The 18,131-nt window shown below is 38.9% G+C and carries 13 protein-coding genes and 2 pseudogenes; 10 read left to right on the top strand and 5 right to left on the bottom strand.

The genetic code is table 11. The features are described 5' to 3' along the window. Nucleotides 1-88: 88 nt before the first annotated feature. The 5 genes from ACH3PA_RS00590 to ACH3PA_RS00570 form a co-directional block, all read right to left on the bottom strand. Complete coding sequence (locus ACH3PA_RS00590) at nucleotides 89-2,173, bottom strand: cytochrome c biogenesis protein CcdA (protein ID WP_416441550.1); 2,085 nt, start codon at nucleotides 2,171-2,173, stop codon at nucleotides 89-91. Between the two features lie 66 nt (nucleotides 2,174-2,239). Next, a complete protein-coding gene (locus ACH3PA_RS00585) occupies nucleotides 2,240-2,872 on the bottom strand; it encodes a TlpA family protein disulfide reductase (RefSeq protein ID WP_416441552.1) in 633 nt (210 codons plus the stop codon). An 11-nt stretch (nucleotides 2,873-2,883) separates the two neighbouring features. Beyond that, nucleotides 2,884-4,542 carry a bifunctional metallophosphatase/5'-nucleotidase gene (locus tag ACH3PA_RS00580; RefSeq protein ID WP_416441554.1) on the bottom strand — a complete coding sequence of 553 codons (1,659 nt, stop codon included), beginning with the start codon at nucleotides 4,540-4,542 and terminating at the stop codon, nucleotides 2,884-2,886. A 2-nt stretch (nucleotides 4,543-4,544) separates the two neighbouring features. Further along, the gene (locus tag ACH3PA_RS00575) at nucleotides 4,545-4,967 is read right to left on the bottom strand and encodes a sulfur reduction protein DsrE (RefSeq protein ID WP_416441556.1); all 423 of its coding nucleotides are present in this window, start codon (nucleotides 4,965-4,967) and stop codon (nucleotides 4,545-4,547) included. A gap of 387 nt (nucleotides 4,968-5,354) precedes the next feature. Continuing rightward, nucleotides 5,355-5,672, bottom strand: coding sequence for a hypothetical protein (locus ACH3PA_RS00570; RefSeq protein WP_416441558.1), 318 nt, complete (start codon nucleotides 5,670-5,672; stop codon nucleotides 5,355-5,357). Nucleotides 5,673-5,878: 206 nt separating this feature from the next. Between ACH3PA_RS00570 and ACH3PA_RS00565 the strand changes: the two are divergent. From ACH3PA_RS00565 to ACH3PA_RS00520, 10 genes and pseudogenes are all read left to right on the top strand, one after another. Beyond that, nucleotides 5,879-7,234: pseudogene (locus ACH3PA_RS00565) on the top strand (cytochrome ubiquinol oxidase subunit I). 10 nt (nucleotides 7,235-7,244) lie between these two features. Continuing rightward, nucleotides 7,245-8,283: pseudogene (cydB, locus tag ACH3PA_RS00560) on the top strand (cytochrome d ubiquinol oxidase subunit II). A 65-nt stretch (nucleotides 8,284-8,348) separates the two neighbouring features. Next, the gene (locus ACH3PA_RS00555; protein WP_416448351.1) at nucleotides 8,349-8,909 is read left to right on the top strand and encodes a YeeE/YedE family protein; all 561 of its coding nucleotides are present in this window, start codon (nucleotides 8,349-8,351) and stop codon (nucleotides 8,907-8,909) included. A gap of 2 nt (nucleotides 8,910-8,911) precedes the next feature. Further along, complete coding sequence (locus ACH3PA_RS00550; RefSeq protein ID WP_416441562.1) at nucleotides 8,912-9,325, top strand: DUF6691 family protein; 414 nt, start codon at nucleotides 8,912-8,914, stop codon at nucleotides 9,323-9,325. An 84-nt stretch (nucleotides 9,326-9,409) separates the two neighbouring features. Continuing rightward, nucleotides 9,410-9,805, top strand: a complete 396-nt coding sequence (locus tag ACH3PA_RS00545) for a hypothetical protein (protein WP_416441564.1) — start codon at nucleotides 9,410-9,412, stop codon at nucleotides 9,803-9,805. A 92-nt stretch (nucleotides 9,806-9,897) separates the two neighbouring features. Continuing rightward, nucleotides 9,898-11,244 carry a TolC family protein gene (locus ACH3PA_RS00540; protein WP_416448350.1) on the top strand — a complete coding sequence of 449 codons (1,347 nt, stop codon included), beginning with the start codon at nucleotides 9,898-9,900 and terminating at the stop codon, nucleotides 11,242-11,244. A 15-nt stretch (nucleotides 11,245-11,259) separates the two neighbouring features. Beyond that, entirely contained in the window at nucleotides 11,260-14,421 is a 3,162-nt protein-coding gene (locus ACH3PA_RS00535; RefSeq protein ID WP_416441568.1) for an efflux RND transporter permease subunit, read from the top strand. Between the two features lie 3 nt (nucleotides 14,422-14,424). Beyond that, nucleotides 14,425-15,543 (top strand): efflux RND transporter periplasmic adaptor subunit, encoded by a 1,119-nt coding sequence (locus ACH3PA_RS00530; RefSeq protein ID WP_416441570.1) that lies wholly within the window; start codon nucleotides 14,425-14,427, stop codon nucleotides 15,541-15,543. Between the two features lie 59 nt (nucleotides 15,544-15,602). Further along, nucleotides 15,603-16,127, top strand: coding sequence for a DsrE family protein (locus ACH3PA_RS00525; RefSeq protein WP_416448349.1), 525 nt, complete (start codon nucleotides 15,603-15,605; stop codon nucleotides 16,125-16,127). 661 nt (nucleotides 16,128-16,788) lie between these two features. After that, the gene (locus tag ACH3PA_RS00520) at nucleotides 16,789-18,051 is read left to right on the top strand and encodes a site-specific integrase (RefSeq protein ID WP_416448348.1); all 1,263 of its coding nucleotides are present in this window, start codon (nucleotides 16,789-16,791) and stop codon (nucleotides 18,049-18,051) included. Nucleotides 18,052-18,131: the final 80 nt, after the last annotated feature.

Here is an 18,131-nt window from a genome sequence, read left to right as displayed (position 1 = left end):
CCATTTTTAAAAAAAATTAACCGGACACTAATGTTTTAGAGGATTTTTTTGGATTTCTTTAAATCCAAAGCGATTGAAATTAATATTATTAATTTACCAAAGAATTAGGTTCTGAACTAGTTGATTTATTATTTTCAGCGAGTTCACTTGCCTTTCTGTTTTCAAATTCGCTTAGGCCATTATCCAAGAACTCAACAAAATTGTTCACATTCAAGTCATAAGCTTTGGGAGCACTTAACAGTGAGCCATTTGTATCTACTAAGGTGTAATAGGGTTGTGCGTTTGCATTAAGTTTCTGTATCATAAAATCTAAGTTTTGACCACCAATGGTTTTCTTTATGCGTTGGTCTTGCGCAGAAACGTACCATTCGTTTTCCGGTAGCTCGGTCTTTTCATCAACATAAAGTGCAACGACTACATAATCTTCCTTAAGTCGTTTGAGTACTTTGGGATCAGACCAAACGGCCGCTTCCATTTCCCGACAGTTTACACAACCGTGACCTGTAAAGTCTATAAATAAAGGTTTGTCCTGTTTTCTTGCGCAGGCTAAGGCCTGATCATAGTCAAAATAGCCTTGAATCCCATAGGGCAGTTCCAGCAGATCTCTGTATTTTGGCGCACCGCATTCTGAAGTTCCCACAGTGTTATTTGAAACACTTGAAACCTGTGGCGAATTCATCACGAAACTTTGCGAACTTAGCGGTGGCATATAACCAGCCAATGCCTTTAGGGGCGCACCTACCAAACCGGGAATAAGATAGATTACAAAACTAAAAACCAGTAAGGCTGAGATTACACGTCCTACAGATGTATTTTCCTTTTTTTCTTCATGTGGGAAGGTTATTTTGCCCAAAAGATAAAATCCAAGAAAAGCGAATATAACGATCCAGAAGGCTAGATATACATCACGGTTCAGGATATCCCAATGATAGACCTGATCCACTATGCTTAAGAATTTTAAGGCAAGTGCCAACTCAATAAAACCTAGCACCACCTTAACGGTATTCAGCCACCCCCCACTTTTAGGCATTGATTTTAGCCAATTTGGAAAAATAGCAAATAAGGTGAACGGCAATGCAAAGGCCAAAGAAAACCCTAACATTCCCACCATGGGCTGAATGGTTTCGCCATTTGCGGCCTGTAAAAGAATGGTTCCCGCTATAGGTCCCGTACAGCTAAAGCTTACCAAGACCAGAGTAAAAGCCATAAAAAAGATACCCAGGGCTCCACTTTTATTCGACTGTGAATCCATTTTATTTACAAACTTATTGGGTAAGCGTATTTCAAACAAACCGAAAAAGGAAAGCGCAAATATTATAAATATGGCAAAGAAAAATAGGTTTGGGATCCAGTGCGTACTTAAAAAGTTAGCGAAATCTGCACCAAACAATACCGAAAATAATGTTCCAACTATAGTATAAATCGCTATAATGGAAATGCCGTATAAAATAGCCTGTGCAATTCCTTTTTTACGACTGGTATTCGATTTTGTAAAAAAACTAACGGTCATTGGGATCATTGGGAATACGCAAGGTGTGAGCAATGCAACCAGACCTGCGCCAAACGATAAAAAGAAAAACGTCAATAGAAAAGAAAAACCTTGCCCTTCAGTCTCTGTGGATTTAAATTTATTGTCAAATGCTTCCAAATTCTTAGGTGCTGCTACAACTTTTGATGATTTGTCCACCTTAGCCCCTATCTTTGATCCAATTTCAAATACTGCAATATCACTGGTATAAGGGATGCATTGGCCAGTTACATGGGAGCATAGCTGATAAGAAACGCTGGCGTTGATAGCTGGGTTTTCATTCTTGACAATAAACTGTTGTTTGAATTTTGCCTGTTCGGTAAAATAGGTGTACTCGCCTTCAAAAAGCTCATCATACTTTTTCTTTTGACCAATAGGCTCCAATGTTCCCAAGGTTTCGAACTGATTGTTTTTAGCAAATTCGAATTCTGTAACAATAGGTCCCACATTGGGATCGAAGTCACTGGAATACATATACCAATCCTGCGGAATTTTGGCAGTGAAAAGTACCGTAATGGTATCGCCAGAAGCAATATTTTTTTCTTGAACTTCTGCATTCCATTCAGGAGCCTCCATCATCTGCGAGTGGCCACTTTGGCTTATCAACGCAATGATGAAAATCAACATTGATTTTAGATAGCGCATATTAAACTTTGGATTTTAATGATTTAAAGGGATGGAGATTGATAAACATCCATCCCTATCTAAATATTATTTTAAACTTTTTAGGAATTTTTTGAACTCCGGATCACTATAATCGGCCATCCCCATATGTGTCATGGCCAAATTGCCTTCAGCATCGATTACATAGGTTGTAGGTAAGGCCGACGATTGTAACATACTCGGAAGATTACCGGCAGGAGCATAGATGGGTAAATCATACTCCTTACGCGTAGTAAAAGCTTTGGCCTTTTCAAAATCCTGGTCAAACGATAGCATTACGAAAGCAATCTCATCTCCCATTTCTTCATGCAGTTTATTAATACTGGGCATTTCTGCAACACAAGGAGGACACCATGTTGCCCAATAGTTGAGAAATATAACCTTGCCCTTAAATTCTTTTAAAGAACGCGCGTTACCATCTTGGTCAGTTAATTTCAGGTTGAAATCTACTTTAGAAGGGTTTGAGTCTGAGGTAACAGCATCATTGCCTTCGCTGGTTCTTGACCGCGTAATTTGAGTCACATCGGGATTCATTAAACCGGTAGCAAGGAGCCCGCGTTGTGCAAAACCAATAACTTCTGTGTGCAGTCCTGTTGCATAAAGCGTGATGGCTACTATGGTAAAAATTCCATATTTAATCCACCCTTTTTTGGTACTATTGTTTTTTTTCTTATTGTTCATGATTTTGATTTTTATTGAAATTTATAATTAGTTTTTGGTACGGTTGAAAACGAATATTTGCCCAGGTATTCACTATAGGCCCTACCTTCTAAAATGGGTGATACTGGTGAATTTTTTTGAAGATACTCTTCCACAACTTCGTGAATGGTATAATCTTTCACTTCAACATCCTTTACATTGGGCATCCTACATAGATTATCTATTGGGTCTCCAGGACGCACACAGGCAGAGATGGTATAATATTGCTCATCTTGCATCGGCTCGCGGTTTACAGTTATGCTATGGATACGTTTGCCCATTTCATTTTGGCTGTTGAAGTTGACCTTCATTCCTGAAAATCGCACTAACCAACCCCCAAAACGTTCGGTTGGGTCTTGGGAAAAGGCATTGTGCATTTCCTTTTCCAGCCAGTCCTTTATCTGTTTTCCGGTTGCTTTTCCTGTTTTTACCTTTTCATTTACGGGAAGTAAGTTCCACAGATTAGCCCTGGTAATCGGTGCCGGTTTTCCATCTTGGGGCACAATGGGGTTACCAAACCGAAATCCATTGGATATTGAAATGTCTGCACCCGTTTTCCAGCGAGCGGCATCGGTTATCATATTGTCCATCGGGTTTTCTACCGTTAAATATCTATATATAGGTGTGCTGGTATAACCGACTATGGTTTCCAAATACGCTTTGTAAGGTGCTTTTGCCTTATTAACCAGCGCCTGTATTTTTTCATCGGCTGAAAAGACTTCCGGGTCAACCTCAATGAGTTCATAATCGTCATCCACTAACACGCCATCCACAAAATTCAGGCTTAACTTACCTACAAAAGAACCGAATGCACCGGGTTCAGTAACCTTTGCATATTTGCCTTGTATGGGTTCGCGCACACGTTCATGGGTATCGTTACCCAATATATAATCTGCGTGCTCTGCTATGGAGTTATTGGCAAGCTCAACCTGCTTAAAAATTCCTAGATGCGTTACCAAAAACAGAACATCTATCTTTTCACCGACCTTAAAATCGTCCACCATTTTCTTGAGATTTTCGTCTAGTCCACTAAAGTCAATTCCTTTACTAAAAATGGGGTTTTGTCTAACGGGAACATCCGGGTCGTTAATACCAATAAAACCTAAACGGATACCTTCGATTTCCTTAACCCAAGACGCTGGGAATAAACGTTCTTCATTATTATCATGATACATGTTATGAACAATGACCTGTGTGTCATATCCTTTCATAACATTCATCATAATATCTTTACCATAAACCACTTCCCAGTTTCCGGGAATGATGACATCATAGCCCATATTTTTTATTATATCAGGCATCACGTTTCCTTCAGATAAAGCAGTGTAACCGCTCCCTTGAATAAGGTCACCACCATCCACGATAATAGTTCTATTTGGGTTTTTCTGTCGTTCCCTGTCAAAAAGAGTTTTAATATTAGCGAGACCACCACGGTTTTTAAATACTACCTTTTTATCTTCCCAAAATAATTCGGGATGAGTGTCCAGTTGACCGTGTATATCGGCGGTCTGTAATATCGTAATACGCAAGGTGTCTTTAACAGAATCATTTTTTTTCAATGTGTCCGATTTTTCCGTTTTACAAGAAACCATTCCGAATATAATTCCAACTAATACAAAAGTTGTTGCGAGATATTTTATGAATAATATCATAGTTATAAGCTTATACTTTTATACCCTTTTTTCTGAAGTTGAAAATTGTACAGAATTCCGTTCTCAACAACCTCAATTTCTTTTGGAACTTTGGTTTTATCTACTTTGAATTTATCGCGCGAAAAGCCACAGGCTATTAGTTGCACACCTGCTCTTTCGGCTTTTGTAATGAAGTCTCCTATTTTTTCGGTATCAGTAATATCAACTATTTCCTTGCCGCAAATAATGACCTGAAAATCACCAAAATTTGCTCCTTCTTCTAATTTCAGGGCTTCTGCGGTTAAGATTATGGGTTGCAACTGTGGCATTTTTTTGGTAAGCACCACATAATTGTTTTTGTCTTTGGCTATTCGCTGTGCCTGTATGTCATTTGTGCTGAACAAAGTAAGCAGGGCAAAGAGGGCTATAAATGCGTATTTTTTCATATTGTATATTTATAGATTGATCTGCAGCGTTCAGCTTTAAAAAGAAAGAAGCCTAAAATTGTTTATTTGAAGCGCATGCCAGATTCAACCGTTAAAAGTTGATTTAACGTGAAACAGTAGTGTTACGGATTTCTATTTTATTGCTATAGCTATATAAATAGAAGAATAGAACGTGATTCTATTGCTACACTATAATTCCTAAAAAGTTAGAATTACAGAGCTCATTTCAATTTATACTCGACCGTTATTTATAGGACGCCTTTCAAAATTTGACCACTACAGCCAAAAAGTAGTTCAATCTTTAACGGAAGAGAAGGATGGGGTATCCCTATTAAATTAGGAATAAGAGCCATAAGAAAAACCCAATGAAAATTTATAAAATCCTTGTTAGGACAAACGTGGAGGAGGTGAGGCATTATCTAAGTAAAGATAACTTAATCTTGAAGAGAAATGTTCGTTGAAAACGGCAATAGGATTGGGAAAAATCGTTTCCCAATAGAAAAACTCTAACTGAAACTGCGAGGTACAAAAACCATTTAAAGCAATCACTTGAGAGGCTGATAGATCAGCTTGCGAAAAATCAGCGGTTTTCTTTAAATGTTTTGGAGGTTTTTCTTTTTTACAGTGCGGATTTACGAAAGAAATATCACTTCCGCTAAATAAAAGATTCAGTCCATCTGCATCTATAGCAGTAAACTTCGCCATAAAGATAAAGGTTAATAGTACCGCTATGTAGGTTTTAGTTTTCAAGATAGGGACAAATATAATACAGAGAATGTATGTTATGTGTAACCTTTGTTACTTAAGTCTATTTTTAAAAAATAAATTGATTTTATCCATATTAGGGTTACATATGTTACATAGGTTAGAAAGGCATTTTTCTACCTTTGAAACAAAATATTAACACCTTTATGGATGTAGAAATTCTTGCACGGATCCAGTTTGCCTTTACCATTGCCTTCCATTACATCTACCCGCCTTTAAGTATTGGTTTGGGATTAATTATGGTTTTTATGGAAGGTATGTATTTGAAGACAGGTAATAAACAATATGAAATTTTAACCCGCTTTTGGTTAAAAATCTTCGCCATTACCTTTGGTATAGGTGTTGCCACTGGTATAATTATGGAATTTGAATTTGGCACCCATTGGGCTGTGTATTCTAGGTATGTAGGCGACATTTTTGGTAGCGCATTAGCCTCAGAGGGTTTGTTCGCATTTGGATTAGAGAGTGCCTTTCTTGGCATCTTACTGTTTGGTTGGAACAGAGTTTCACCTAAGGTGCATTTCATCTGAACAATAGGCGTTTTTCTAGGGTCAATGTTCTCGGCCGTATGGATTGTTGTGGCTAACAGTTGGCAACAAACGCCTGCAGGTTATCACATTGTAGGTGAAGGTTTTAATGCAAGAGCCGAAGTGACTGATTTTTGGGCAATGGTTTTCAATCCTTCTAGTGTAGATAGGATAATTCACGTGTGGCAGGGCGCATTTTTGGCAGGTGCGTTTTTAGTATTAAGCGTTCACGCCTATTATCTGCTCGAGGGGCGATATATTGAAATTTCTAAAAAAGCCTTCAAAATTGCCTTGGGTTTAGCTACCCTTATTTCTTTAACACAATTGCTTTCAGGGCATAGTTCTGCGGAAGTAGTTGCCGAAAACCAACCTGCTAAATTGGCCGCAATGGAAGGGCACTACAAAGAGTCAGCGCCTGCAGATTTATATTTGCTTGGTTGGGTAAATGATGAAACCCAGGAAGTCACAGGCCTCAAATTACCCGGTGGTCTATCCTTTATGATTGACCAAGATTTTGAAGCAGAGGTTACAGGCTTAAATGCTTTTCCGAAGGATGAAAGACCTGGACAAGTCAACGCTGTATTTCAATTTTATCATATTATGATTTCTATTGGCATGTTACTTATAGGACTCACACTATATGCCAGCTTTTTATGGTGGCGCGGAACTTTATTTAAGAAAAGATGGCTGTTTAAGATTTTTGCATTCTCTGTGCTTTTACCACAAATTGCCAATCAGGTGGGTTGGTTTACAGCAGAAATGGGCAGACAACCTTGGACAGTTTATTGGCATTTAAGAACAGACGAAGGCTTTTCACAAGAGGTATCATCGAATCAAGTTCTCTTTTCATTAATATTATTTTTAGTGGTTTATGCCATATTATTCATACTCTTCCTTTATTCGGTAAATAAAAAAATAAAACATGGTCCGTATGATGAAGCTAAAAACCCAGATGAATTTTTAAATTACATTTAAACGAGGCACAATGGAAAGTTTTTTAGGTATAGATTATCCGACGCTTTGGTTTTTAGTGGTGGGTTTATTGTTCTCTGGATATGCGATTTTAGAAGGATTTGATTATGGCGCTGGAATGTGGCATTTATTCTTCAGAAAGGATTTAAGCAGGCGTATTGCTATTAATGCAATTGGCCCATTGTGGGATGCTAATCAAGTGTGGCTTATTATTGGTATTAGTGCATTATTTGCAGGCTTTCCAGTGATGTATGCCACAATGTTATCGGCAATGTATGTCCCTTTTATGCTCTTGTTAATGTTTTTTTAGTATTGCGTTCTTCTGCTATTAAATTTAGAAGTGCAGAAGAAATGAAGTGGTGGCGTAAAACTTGGGATATTATTTACTTTGTCTCCAACACATTAATATCATTCTTGCTAGGTGTCATTTTAGCTAACATTTCACAAGGGTTTGAATTAGCTGAAAACCACAGCCACAAGGGGGGGTGTTCTTTTCATTTTTAAATCCTTATGCACTAATGGTTAGCTTAACGATGGTATCGTTGTTTATGACACAAGGTGCGATCTTTTTACTGTTAAAAACCGAAGGGCGTTTATACGCAAGATTGACTTTTTTATTAAAAAAAGGAATGATATTTTTTATCGTTAGTTTCGCAGCCACCTCTTTATATACACTTGTATTTTTACCAGGGGTTACAGATAGATTTAAAGAATATCCTGTACTCTTTATAATTCCTGTTTTGGCTTTTTTAGCGGTTGCAAATGTGCCTCGCTTAGTGTCAAAAAAGAAATATTCAATTGCTCTGATATTCTCATCATTAACAATGGCGTTTTTGTTAATGCTTGTTGCTGTTCAGTTATATCCAGTTTTATTACGAGCAACAATAGACCCAGAATACAGTGTAACGATTTACAATGCAGCATCATCCCAAAAATCCTTAGGTATAATGTTGACCATTGTGCTTATCAGTACACCGCTGTTAGCTGGGTATTTCCTGTTTTTATATAAAACATTTCACGGGAAAGTGAAATTAGATGAAACAAGTTATTGAGTCGTGTAACCTTTGTTACCGTCCAGTTCTCTCAAAATGCTCATATTTGCCACAAAATAAACTTTATGAATTGGATTTATGAACCTTGGCCTTGGTACGTTGCAGGGCCTTTAATTGCCCTGACAATGTTCATTTTATTGTTCTTGGGGAAGCAATTCGGAATGTCCTCAAACTTGCGGACAATGTGTTCTATGGGAGGTGCCGGAAAAGCTGCCGACTTTTTTAAGTTTGACTGGAAAAAAGAGCGCTGGAACTTGATGGTCGTAGTAGGCGCGGTAATCGGTGGTTTTTTGGCCTCAAATTATATGTCTAACAATACGGTAGCAATTAATCCCAAGGTCGCTCAACAGCTTTCTCAAGACTATGGAATTGATAGTGGAGGAAAAGCTTATTTGCCGCCAGAATTATTTGCGAAAGAAAATCTCGATGATCCGTTTGTGCTTGCGATTTTAATTTTTGGTGGATTTATGGTAGGCTTCGGGGCTCGTTATGCCGGAGGTTGTACTTCTGGACACGCGATCTCTGGATTGAGCAATTTACAATTGCCATCGCTCATTGCCGTAATTGGATTTTTTATTGGTGGTTTAATAATGGTTCATTTGATTTACCCTTTAATATTTGGATAAATATGAAATATATAACATACTTAGCAGTAGGCATTTTTTTCGGTATTATAATGTATAAATCTGAAGCGGCATCCTGGTTTCGTATTTATGAAATGTTCGAGTTTGGCTCCTTTCATATGTACGGTATTATTGGTTCGGCCTTAGTTTTGGGAATAATCGGGGTTCAGGTCATAAAACGCAAGGGCATCAAGGCTTTCGGAAATCAGGAAATGCAATTGAAACCGAAGGAAAAGAGCATAGCCCGCTATTTGATCGGCGGTATAATTTTCGGCTTGGGATGGGCCCTTGCAGGTGCTTGCCCCGGACCGATGTATGTACTGGCCGGTGCAGGGTTTTATTCCATTCTCGTTGTCATTGCCGCAGCGCTTTTAGGAACATTTGTTTATGGATTAGTAAGAAACAAATTACCTCATTAAAACAGAATAACTCGTTATTAAACTGAATCAAAAGTTTCCAATTAATTCCAAAATATATTTTTATTTTTACACTTTAAATTTCTGATGCATAAGTCTGTCCTCATATTTTTTTCCTTTTGGATGATCGTTACCAATTCGTGTGCGCTTAAAAAGAGCGTACTCAATTGGGTAACCGAAGGTCATGTGGAGAATTATTATCAGCATTCAGAAAAAACACTTACGGAATCTGTGAACAGCAGTTTCTCTATCTGTAAGAAAGGGGTTCAGCATGCTGTTGAGGCAATCTCTTCAAATTTTGTATTTCTTGTAAAATTTGTTCAGGATCCCCAAGCACTTTTACTTTCTTTATATGCTTCTTTTTTGGTAAGTTTCTTGCTTTTTGCAAAAACCCGAAATAGGAAATATGCTTTAAAACCCTTACCCTACGGCTACAATTCGCCGTTCTACATTCAATTTCAGCGTTTGCAATACTACGCGTAAACATTCCATCTATTTCTTTATTTCGTTGATACCGGGCTTTTCGGTATGAACTCCTTTTGATTACTATTTATCTTTTTAAAAAACACAGCATTATGAAATATGGAATGCTGATAATGGGATGTTTTGTGCTATCGTATTCAGTTACTTGCGCACAAACTTCAGAAAATATTCCATTGTCACAACTTTATCAAGAGGCTGCTGCCTATCCCGGATTACAAGCAGAAGCCTCAAGCATTAAATCTGCCGATTACGATTATAGACTTGCCAAACAAAAAATCCTACCTGACCTAAATCTGCAGGCGCAAAATACATTTGGGACTTTTGAAGGCGCTGCTGGTGCATTTATTCCCCTACCTGGTTTTTTTAACGTAAGTGGTACGGGAATTAATGGGAATACAGCTGTAAACTCAATGGCATCGGCCACTATTAAATGGGATTTCCTTCGGTTTGGAAAATACAGGGATCAGGTTCAACTTGCTCAGGTAAACCAGCAGCAAGCCCGAACAAGTTTTGATATTGAAGCCTTAAAACTTAAACATGAGGTCACTCAGGTGTATTTGGGCTGGATGTACAGTAATGCTATGCATGGCTGGGCCAATCGGGAAGCCGAACGCAATAAAAATTTGCTGCAGTTATCTTCCAGCCTGGTGCGATCTGGGCTGGCTTCTGCTGCTGATTCCTTAATTGCGTCTACCAGTCTACAACAAGCCAGAGGTCAAATAAAAAAATGGGAAGCACAAACCAATCGTTTTAAGAATCAGCTTTTTGAATATACCGGCACTGAATTAATTAATGAAAATGTACCAAAGCCGTTCTTCTTGATCACACAGGCTGAAGTTCACAATTCTATTCCTCTCCACCCCCTACTCACAGAAAAAGAGCATCAGCAGGAAAGGCTTGAGGTGCGTGAGGAAATTATAAATCATCAGGTATTCCCAGATATCTCACTCCTTGCCGGTGGACTGGTAAGAGGAGTTGGATTTGGTGACGATAGTCAGGCGTTTCAGGACAGTTATCAGTTACCCATCAATAATTATCTCATGGGGGTGGGACTAACATGGGATTTAAGTCAGTGGTATTCCAAAGGATTAAAAACACAACAAGTCCAAGAAGAACAGCAACGCGTTGCCCAGGAAATGGAAGTCGTGAAACGCTCCTTAAATGAACAACAAAATTCATTACAATTTCATATTCAAAAATCAAAAGAAGAAATTATTGAAGCGGAAGCTGCATATCAATCAGCGGCTGAATCCTATCGCTTGTTTAAGGTACGTTATGAAAGTGGTCTTATAGATCTTACCACCTTACTTCAAATTCAGCAAAGCCTTCAGTTTACTGAGAAATCCCGTATTGAAGCTTACTACGATTATTGGCAATATTGGAACAATTATGCTTACACACAAGCCGATTTTTCAGTGCTTACCACAGTATTCAACTAAAAAAATAAAAAACGAATGAATATAATAAGATTCGCTTTACGAAAACCAATAGCCATCATCGTGACAGTCCTTGCGTTGCTATACTTTTCGGTAATGGCCATTCAAAAAATTAAAGTAGATATTTTTCCACAAGTAGAGGCTCCGGCAATTTATATCGCGATGCCTTACGGAGGGCTCTCTCCTGCCTATATGGACGGGTTTATGTCCAATGAATTTCAGAAAGTACTCGTGTTTGTAGGCGGCGTTAGGGATATGGAATTCAAAAGTGTGCAGGGGTTGACTTTAATGAAGCTAAGTTTTTATCCTGGGACCGATATGGCACAAGCCCAGGCGGAGGTGGCCACGCAAGTATCCCGCGCAATGGCCTTTTTACCCCCCGGTGCGGTACCGCCTCAAGTAGTACGATTTGATGCGGGCGCACAACCCGTTGGCCAATTGGTTTTTGAAAGTGACCAGCGGTCTACCGGAGAACTGCAAAACCTGGCCATAACCCGTATTCGACCTTCCTTTGTAAATATTCCGGGGATTAGCGCTCCGGCACCATTTGGAGGCAACGTTCGTACGATGGTGATTAATGTAAAACCTGAAGAAATGCAGGCGTATGGACTTACTGCTGATAAAATCCTGGAAGCGGTGGCTAAAAATAATTTCCCTTCCCCTGCTGGGAATGTTCAGATAGGAAACATCAATTATATGGCACCGGTGAATACGTTGGAACTGGGTGCAGAAGAATTTATGAATACCCCCATCAAAACCGGTTCGGGACCTACGGTATTTGTTCGAGACGTGGCCACTGTTACCGACGGAGCTGATAAAACCACGGCTTATGCACTGGCTAATGGAAAACGTACCGTTTATCTGCCCATTATTAAAAAAGCAGATGCCTCAACCTTAGCCGCTATAAATAACTTAAAAGATGCCATGCCGATGTTATCGGATGCCTTGCCAGAGGACGTATCGATCAAATTTGTGTTCGACCAGTCTACTTATATTGAAAATGCCCTTTCCAACTTATTGCACGAAGGAATTTTGGGAGCAGTCCTTACCGGCCTAATGGTACTCCTGTTTCTTGGGGATAAACGAGGGGCTCTAATTGTGGTGCTCACTATTCCAATTGCAGTACTTACGGCTATAATTATGTTGTACCTGTTGGGTCAGACCATTAATATTATGACCCTAAGTGGTCTGGCATTAGCCATAGGTATTCTCGTGGATGAGGCTACGGTCACCATTGAGAATATTCATCAGCATTTTGAAATGGAAAAGACCAAACAACGGGCGATTTTAGATGCCTTAATGGAAATTTCAATACCAAAATTCCTGATTTTGTTATGTATTCTTGCTGTTTTAATTCCTTCTTTTATGATGGTAGGTATCCCTAGAGATATGTTCATACCATTATCCATTGCGGTGGGATCAGCGATGATCGCTTCTTTTTTGGCCTCACAAACCTTTATTCCAGTCCTGGCCAATTGGATGATGAAAAAGCACCCCGTAAAGCATGCTGCTACGAAAGATTCCCGTTTTGATAAATTTAAAGGACGGTACCTGCAATTTATTCAGCAGAAAGAACGCTTTAAAAAGCCTATTTTCTTTGGATATTTGTTAGTTGTTATTGCCTTATCAGGGATTTTATTTGTTTCTATTGGAACTGACATCCTGCCACCTAGCGGTTCTAAGGATTTACAATTGCGAATAAAAGCCCCGGTGGGTTCTGCTTTAGATCAAACGGAAGATTACGTATTGGCGGTAGAAGACCACATTCGAAAACAAATTGCACCTGAAAAGCTGGAGATTACTTCAGGATTCGTAGGGATGCATTCGCCAAATACACCAATTAACCCTATTTTTTTGTTTACCAGCGGTTCACAAGAGGCGATTTTACAGTTTTCGCTACCGGAATCCTTTGATGAACCGGTGGATGAGCTGAAAGACGATTTGCGTACCAGTCTTAAAAATGACTTTCCTGAACTTCAATTTACCTTCGAACCAATGGAACTTGTAGAAAAAATTATGGGGCAAGGTTACAGCACACCAATTGCCATAGAAGTTCTTGGTAAAAATCTGGATCAGGTGACCTTATACGCCAACCAGATCACGAATGCGCTAAAAGACGAAGATTATCTGTCGGATATCCATTTAAATGAACCGGTAGATTATCCTAGTATTTCAATTAATGTAGATAGAGAACGTGTGGCACAATTGGGATTAACGATGCGGGAGGTGAGTACAGCCCTTACCACAGCTACATCTTCTTCCCGTTTTGTAAGTAAAAATGTATGGGTAGATCCTAATTCAGGATTGGTCTTTCAGGTACAGGTTCAATTACCTGAAAACCAAGTAAATTCATTGAACGATCTTCAAAATCTTCCCCTAAAGCCGGGGGCAATGAGTCCTACCCTTGATGATGTAGCCGATCTAAGTTTGGCAACCGAGCCGGGACAGGTAAACCGAAAAGGTCCTAATCGCTTTGTGACAGTTACCGCAAATACGAATCACACCGATTTGGGAAGTGCTTCTAGGAAGGTTCGTAAAATTCTTAGCGAACTGGACGCGCCACCAAGAGGCTATAGTGTCCGGATGGCAGGAGAGGTAAATGTGCTTAGCGAGACCTTATCGGGTTTGCAATCCGGATTGCTGGTAGCCATTGTGGTAATTTTCTTAATGCTGACAGCCTACTATCAATCTTTTAAAACTTCTTTGGTGATTTTAGGGATTATACCTGCTGTGGTGGCGGGAAGTCTTTTAAGCCTGTCGCTTCTGGGGAGTACGCTCAACCTGCAATCGTATATGGGTATGATAATGGCCGTAGGGGTTTCGGTATCCAATGCGGTACTCATTATTAACCAGGCCGAACTCTTTAGAAAAGAGAAACTGGAGAATGCGGCCGAATCTTCTCGGCTGGCGGTAGCCTCCCGTTTTCGACCTATTTTAATGACCGCCCTGGCGATGATTGCCGGGATGATCCCAATGGCATTGGGATTGGGCGATGGCGGATCACAGGTCGCACCACTGGGACAGGCCGTCATTGGCGGGTTGGTATTTTCAACCTTTACTTCCTTACTGGTTTTACCCTTTATCTATACAATCGCTTATGCAAATACCCAGCCTAAAAAAGTGTCTTTAGATCCAGACGACCAGCACAGTAAATACTATCAAAAAAACTTAAAATCCTAAAAAATGAAATTTTATATAAAATCTATTCCTTTTTACTTACTTACCCTGCTTTTAATGGCGTGCGGTAATTCTGAAAACAACGTGAAAAAGAAAGCTGAATCTTCGAAACCCACCTATCAGGTTACCAGCATAAAAAGTGATACGCTGGAATACGAGCTTTCCCTTCCCGGTGAATTAAAACCCTATGAAGAGGTGACTTTATATGCTAAAATTGAAGGTTTTGTAGAAAAGTTAAGTGTAGACCGGGGTGATATGGTAACGAAAGGAGAATTATTATTAAGTATTGAAGCTCCGGAAATTCAACAGCAATTATTGGCAGCCCGGGCAAAACAGCGTGAAATAGCTGAAAAGTTAAGCTTTAGTGGTCAAAATTTTCAACGGATGAACCGAGCCTCTGAAGTTGAAGGTGCAATATCATCAATAGAACTTGAACAGACCAAAACCCGTTTTATGGGGGACAGTGCTGCTTTGAGTGCTGTAAAAGCAGAAGTAGCGGCCGCTGCGCAGTTGGCGGGATATCGTAATATCAAAGCGCCGTTTGACGGGGTGGTTACCAGCAGGTTGGTTTCTCCCGGAGCCCTTGTAGGAAGCGGAAAGGAACCACTTTTAAAATTGGCGCGGGAAGATAAACTGCGCCTGGTAGTGGCTATTCCTTCCAAACACGCAGATGCCCTTTCGGCAAATACCAAGGCCAATTTTACGGTGAATGGTGCTCCCGGAAAAGAGTTTCCGGTTAGTTTTTCCCGTAGTAGCAGGGCACTCGATCCTGAGCTACGTTCACTAATGGTTGAATTTGATTATGATAATTCAGCTAATATCTTAAGTGCTGGAGCCTATGCACAGGTTCATTTGAACCTAAAGCGTAATCAACCTACTTTAAAAGTTCCTGCCAGTAGCATTATAACCACCACAACCCAAACCTTAATCGCAAAGGTGAAGTCGGGTAAAATTCAAATGGTTCCTATTACTACAGGAATCTCTAAAGATGGAATGATAGAAATATTTGGAAATGTTGATAGCGGGGATCAGATTATCATAAAAGGAAATTCAACCCTTAAAAACGGAATGTCCATAAATGCAGTAAATACAAAAAATATCCAAATAAATAAAGAGCTTCCATAAACCGATCTTAGATCCACTTATTTTAAACAGTTAAATATCAAAAAATAAACCGAAATAGTATGAAAACAATTTTTTGGGGATTGTTTCTCCTTTTAGCACAGACAACCATGGCCCAGGAATGGAGCAATCCTAGAATTGAAGGATATGGTAAAATTCATTATGATAAAAACCTGAGTTTCCAGCCCGATGTAAAAAAGACGTATAAACTAGTGTTCAATATTGACAATGATGCTGAAAAAACGGGAGTAAATATAAGGTTATGGAAAATAGCCCGGGAACTCAACTTATTAAAAGCCGCAGGGGTACCTGATAAAAATGTTCAAATTGCGGCGGTAGTACACGGAAAAGCGATTGCAGTAAGTTTGACTGACAAAGCTTATGAAAAACGCTACCAAAAGAAAAATCCTAATACAGAACTGGTAAAAGCACTTGATAATGCCGGGGTCAAATTATACTTATGTGGACAAACTGTGGCGGGTATGAAAATTGAGCAAGACGAAATGAACCCAGCGTGGGAAGTTACCTTATCGGCGCTGCTAACGCTACCAATTTTAGAAAGTGAGGGATATTTGATTGTACCTTAAACCTCTTTGGGTTAATTAAAATTTCTGAACCCTGCATATAGTCTATTTCAAAGAGAAAAATATTTTACAAATGTATTTATTTATCGGATTTTGAAGTCTCCTTAAACAGTAAAGGCTATTAATAGCGATATAATTTTTCTATTTTTTGAAACATTATCTTAAATTTTAAAATATGATTAGAGTTATTTTTAAAATACGCACAAAACTTTTTCAAACCTCTATTTCGAAAAAACTTTCGTATTGTATTATCAAACTATCAAATGAGATAAGTTTTGAACATCAAATAAATTTTGAAATCATTTGATGTTTTTTAGTTTCAATTATTCATATATCTTTGTTTCACGATAAGAAATCGGAGCAAAGGTTACCTATTCGGTTACCTGAATTTATTGAAACAATATAAGTGTCTGGTTATTAAAATATTGTCTAGGGGTAGATTAGTTCTGCCACCCCGACCAAGTCCATTATCAAATGGCATCAAAACCTTGTTAATCGTATGATTGACAAGGTTTTATGATTTTAAGGCATTCATAGAATTTGATATAATATCATATAATATGTGTCCGATTCGGTGACCTCTAAAAAAAAGGGCATGATATCGCCCAAACGCTGATTTGACTTTCGTTTTCACGCATTGTGTTTAATTTGAAAACGAAGAATTATGAAAAATCCGGTGACTTTTGGAATTACTATTTTCCCAAAAACAAACAAGGCCAAAGGAGGCAAGGCACCTCTTTATGCCAGGATCACTTTAAATAGTGAGCGTATTGAACTCAGCCTGCAACGCAGGATTACCTTAACCCTATGGGATGAACGCAAGAGTCGCCTACGGGGAAGCTGTACAGAAAGTATCCAGGTAAACAAATCCATTGACAGGATTTACAACCAGATCTATGAGTCCTTCCGCCAATTGCAGGATGAAAACAAGGTTCTTAGTGCCGCTGCGATAAAGGCAAGGTATATGGGTGTTGATGATTCTTTTAAAAAGCTTTCAGATATTCTTGACTACCATACACTGAATATGCAAACGGTATTAAAACCAGGTACGATGAAGAACTATCGCACTACTGAAAAATATCTTTATGAATTCTTAGGTGTTCAGATGAAATCAACTGATATCTATCTAAAACAGATCAATTATGGGTTTATTCTGGATTTTGAACATTTTCTGCGAACCTACAAATCTAAATCCCACCGGCCTTCTCCGACAAATAACGGAGTGATGAAACATCTGGAACGCTTTAAGAAACTAATGAACCTTGCTCAAAAATTAGAATGGGTACAAAAAGATCCCTTTTCTAAATTTGCGTTGAAGTTCACCAAGGCAGAACGAGATTTTCTAAGTAAAGAGGAACTTGAAAAAATCATTGGTTTTCAATCCTCAAGATCTGCCTTGCTTCAAACTCGGGATATATTTGTTTTTGCATGTTACACGGGGCTATCGTATATAGATGTTAAAAACTTATCTGCCAATAACATTGTGCCGGGGATTGATGGTAATAAGTGGATATATACGGCACGAGAGAAAACGGACACTCCTGTGAAGATACCTATTTTGCCCCAAGCCCAGGAACTTCTGGAAATATATGCCTTTAAAATGCAACATACCCATTTACTTCTTCCTGTATACTCCAATCAAAAAACGAATACATATCTAAAAGAGATCGCTCGACTATTGGAAATAAACAAAAAATTGACCTTTCATGTGGCCCGACACACATTTGCTACCACGGTAACTTTATCAAATGGTGTGCCTATTGAAACCGTATCAAAGTTGTTGGGTCATTCTAAGCTTTCTACTACCCAAATCTATGCTCGGGTAGTAGAGCGAAAAGTGAGTGAGGATATAAATGTATTGAAGGACAAACTCGGAATTCAAGAAGGTAAGGTGGATATAAAATCTGAGAAATCTTTTCTAAACTGAAAAGGCATTACGGCTTAACATTTTTACATGATCATATGTTTTCAGCATACTTAGAGCAGTTGGACATGTGATGAGATTAT

It is taken from the genome of Leeuwenhoekiella sp. A2 (assembly GCF_047946655.1).
In the GTDB taxonomy this organism is placed as follows: domain Bacteria; phylum Bacteroidota; class Bacteroidia; order Flavobacteriales; family Flavobacteriaceae; genus Leeuwenhoekiella.
This window is presented reverse-complemented; position numbering and strand designations above follow the sequence as displayed.

What these genes read in the sequence shown, in the direction of transcription:
- ACH3PA_RS00525 (WP_416448349.1), top strand. Translation starts at nt 15,603, where the DNA reads ATGAAAACAATTTTTTGGGGATTGTTTCTCCTTTTAGCACAGACAACC.
- ACH3PA_RS00520 (WP_416448348.1), top strand. Translation starts at nt 16,789, where the DNA reads ATGAAAAATCCGGTGACTTTTGGAATTACTATTTTCCCAAAAACAAAC.
- ACH3PA_RS00585 (WP_416441552.1), bottom strand. Translation starts at nt 2,872, where the DNA reads ATGAACAATAAGAAAAAAAACAATAGTACCAAAAAAGGGTGGATTAAA.
- ACH3PA_RS00530 (WP_416441570.1), top strand. Translation starts at nt 14,425, where the DNA reads ATGAAATTTTATATAAAATCTATTCCTTTTTACTTACTTACCCTGCTT.
- ACH3PA_RS00570 (WP_416441558.1), bottom strand. Translation starts at nt 5,672, where the DNA reads ATGGCGAAGTTTACTGCTATAGATGCAGATGGACTGAATCTTTTATTT.
- ACH3PA_RS00550 (WP_416441562.1), top strand. Translation starts at nt 8,912, where the DNA reads ATGAAATATATAACATACTTAGCAGTAGGCATTTTTTTCGGTATTATA.
- ACH3PA_RS00540 (WP_416448350.1), top strand. Translation starts at nt 9,898, where the DNA reads ATGAAATATGGAATGCTGATAATGGGATGTTTTGTGCTATCGTATTCA.
- ACH3PA_RS00580 (WP_416441554.1), bottom strand. Translation starts at nt 4,542, where the DNA reads ATGATATTATTCATAAAATATCTCGCAACAACTTTTGTATTAGTTGGA.
- ACH3PA_RS00555 (WP_416448351.1), top strand. Translation starts at nt 8,349, where the DNA reads ATGAATTGGATTTATGAACCTTGGCCTTGGTACGTTGCAGGGCCTTTA.
- ACH3PA_RS00535 (WP_416441568.1), top strand. Translation starts at nt 11,260, where the DNA reads ATGAATATAATAAGATTCGCTTTACGAAAACCAATAGCCATCATCGTG.
- ACH3PA_RS00545 (WP_416441564.1), top strand. Translation starts at nt 9,410, where the DNA reads ATGCATAAGTCTGTCCTCATATTTTTTTCCTTTTGGATGATCGTTACC.
- ACH3PA_RS00590 (WP_416441550.1), bottom strand. Translation starts at nt 2,173, where the DNA reads ATGCGCTATCTAAAATCAATGTTGATTTTCATCATTGCGTTGATAAGC.
- ACH3PA_RS00575 (WP_416441556.1), bottom strand. Translation starts at nt 4,967, where the DNA reads ATGAAAAAATACGCATTTATAGCCCTCTTTGCCCTGCTTACTTTGTTC.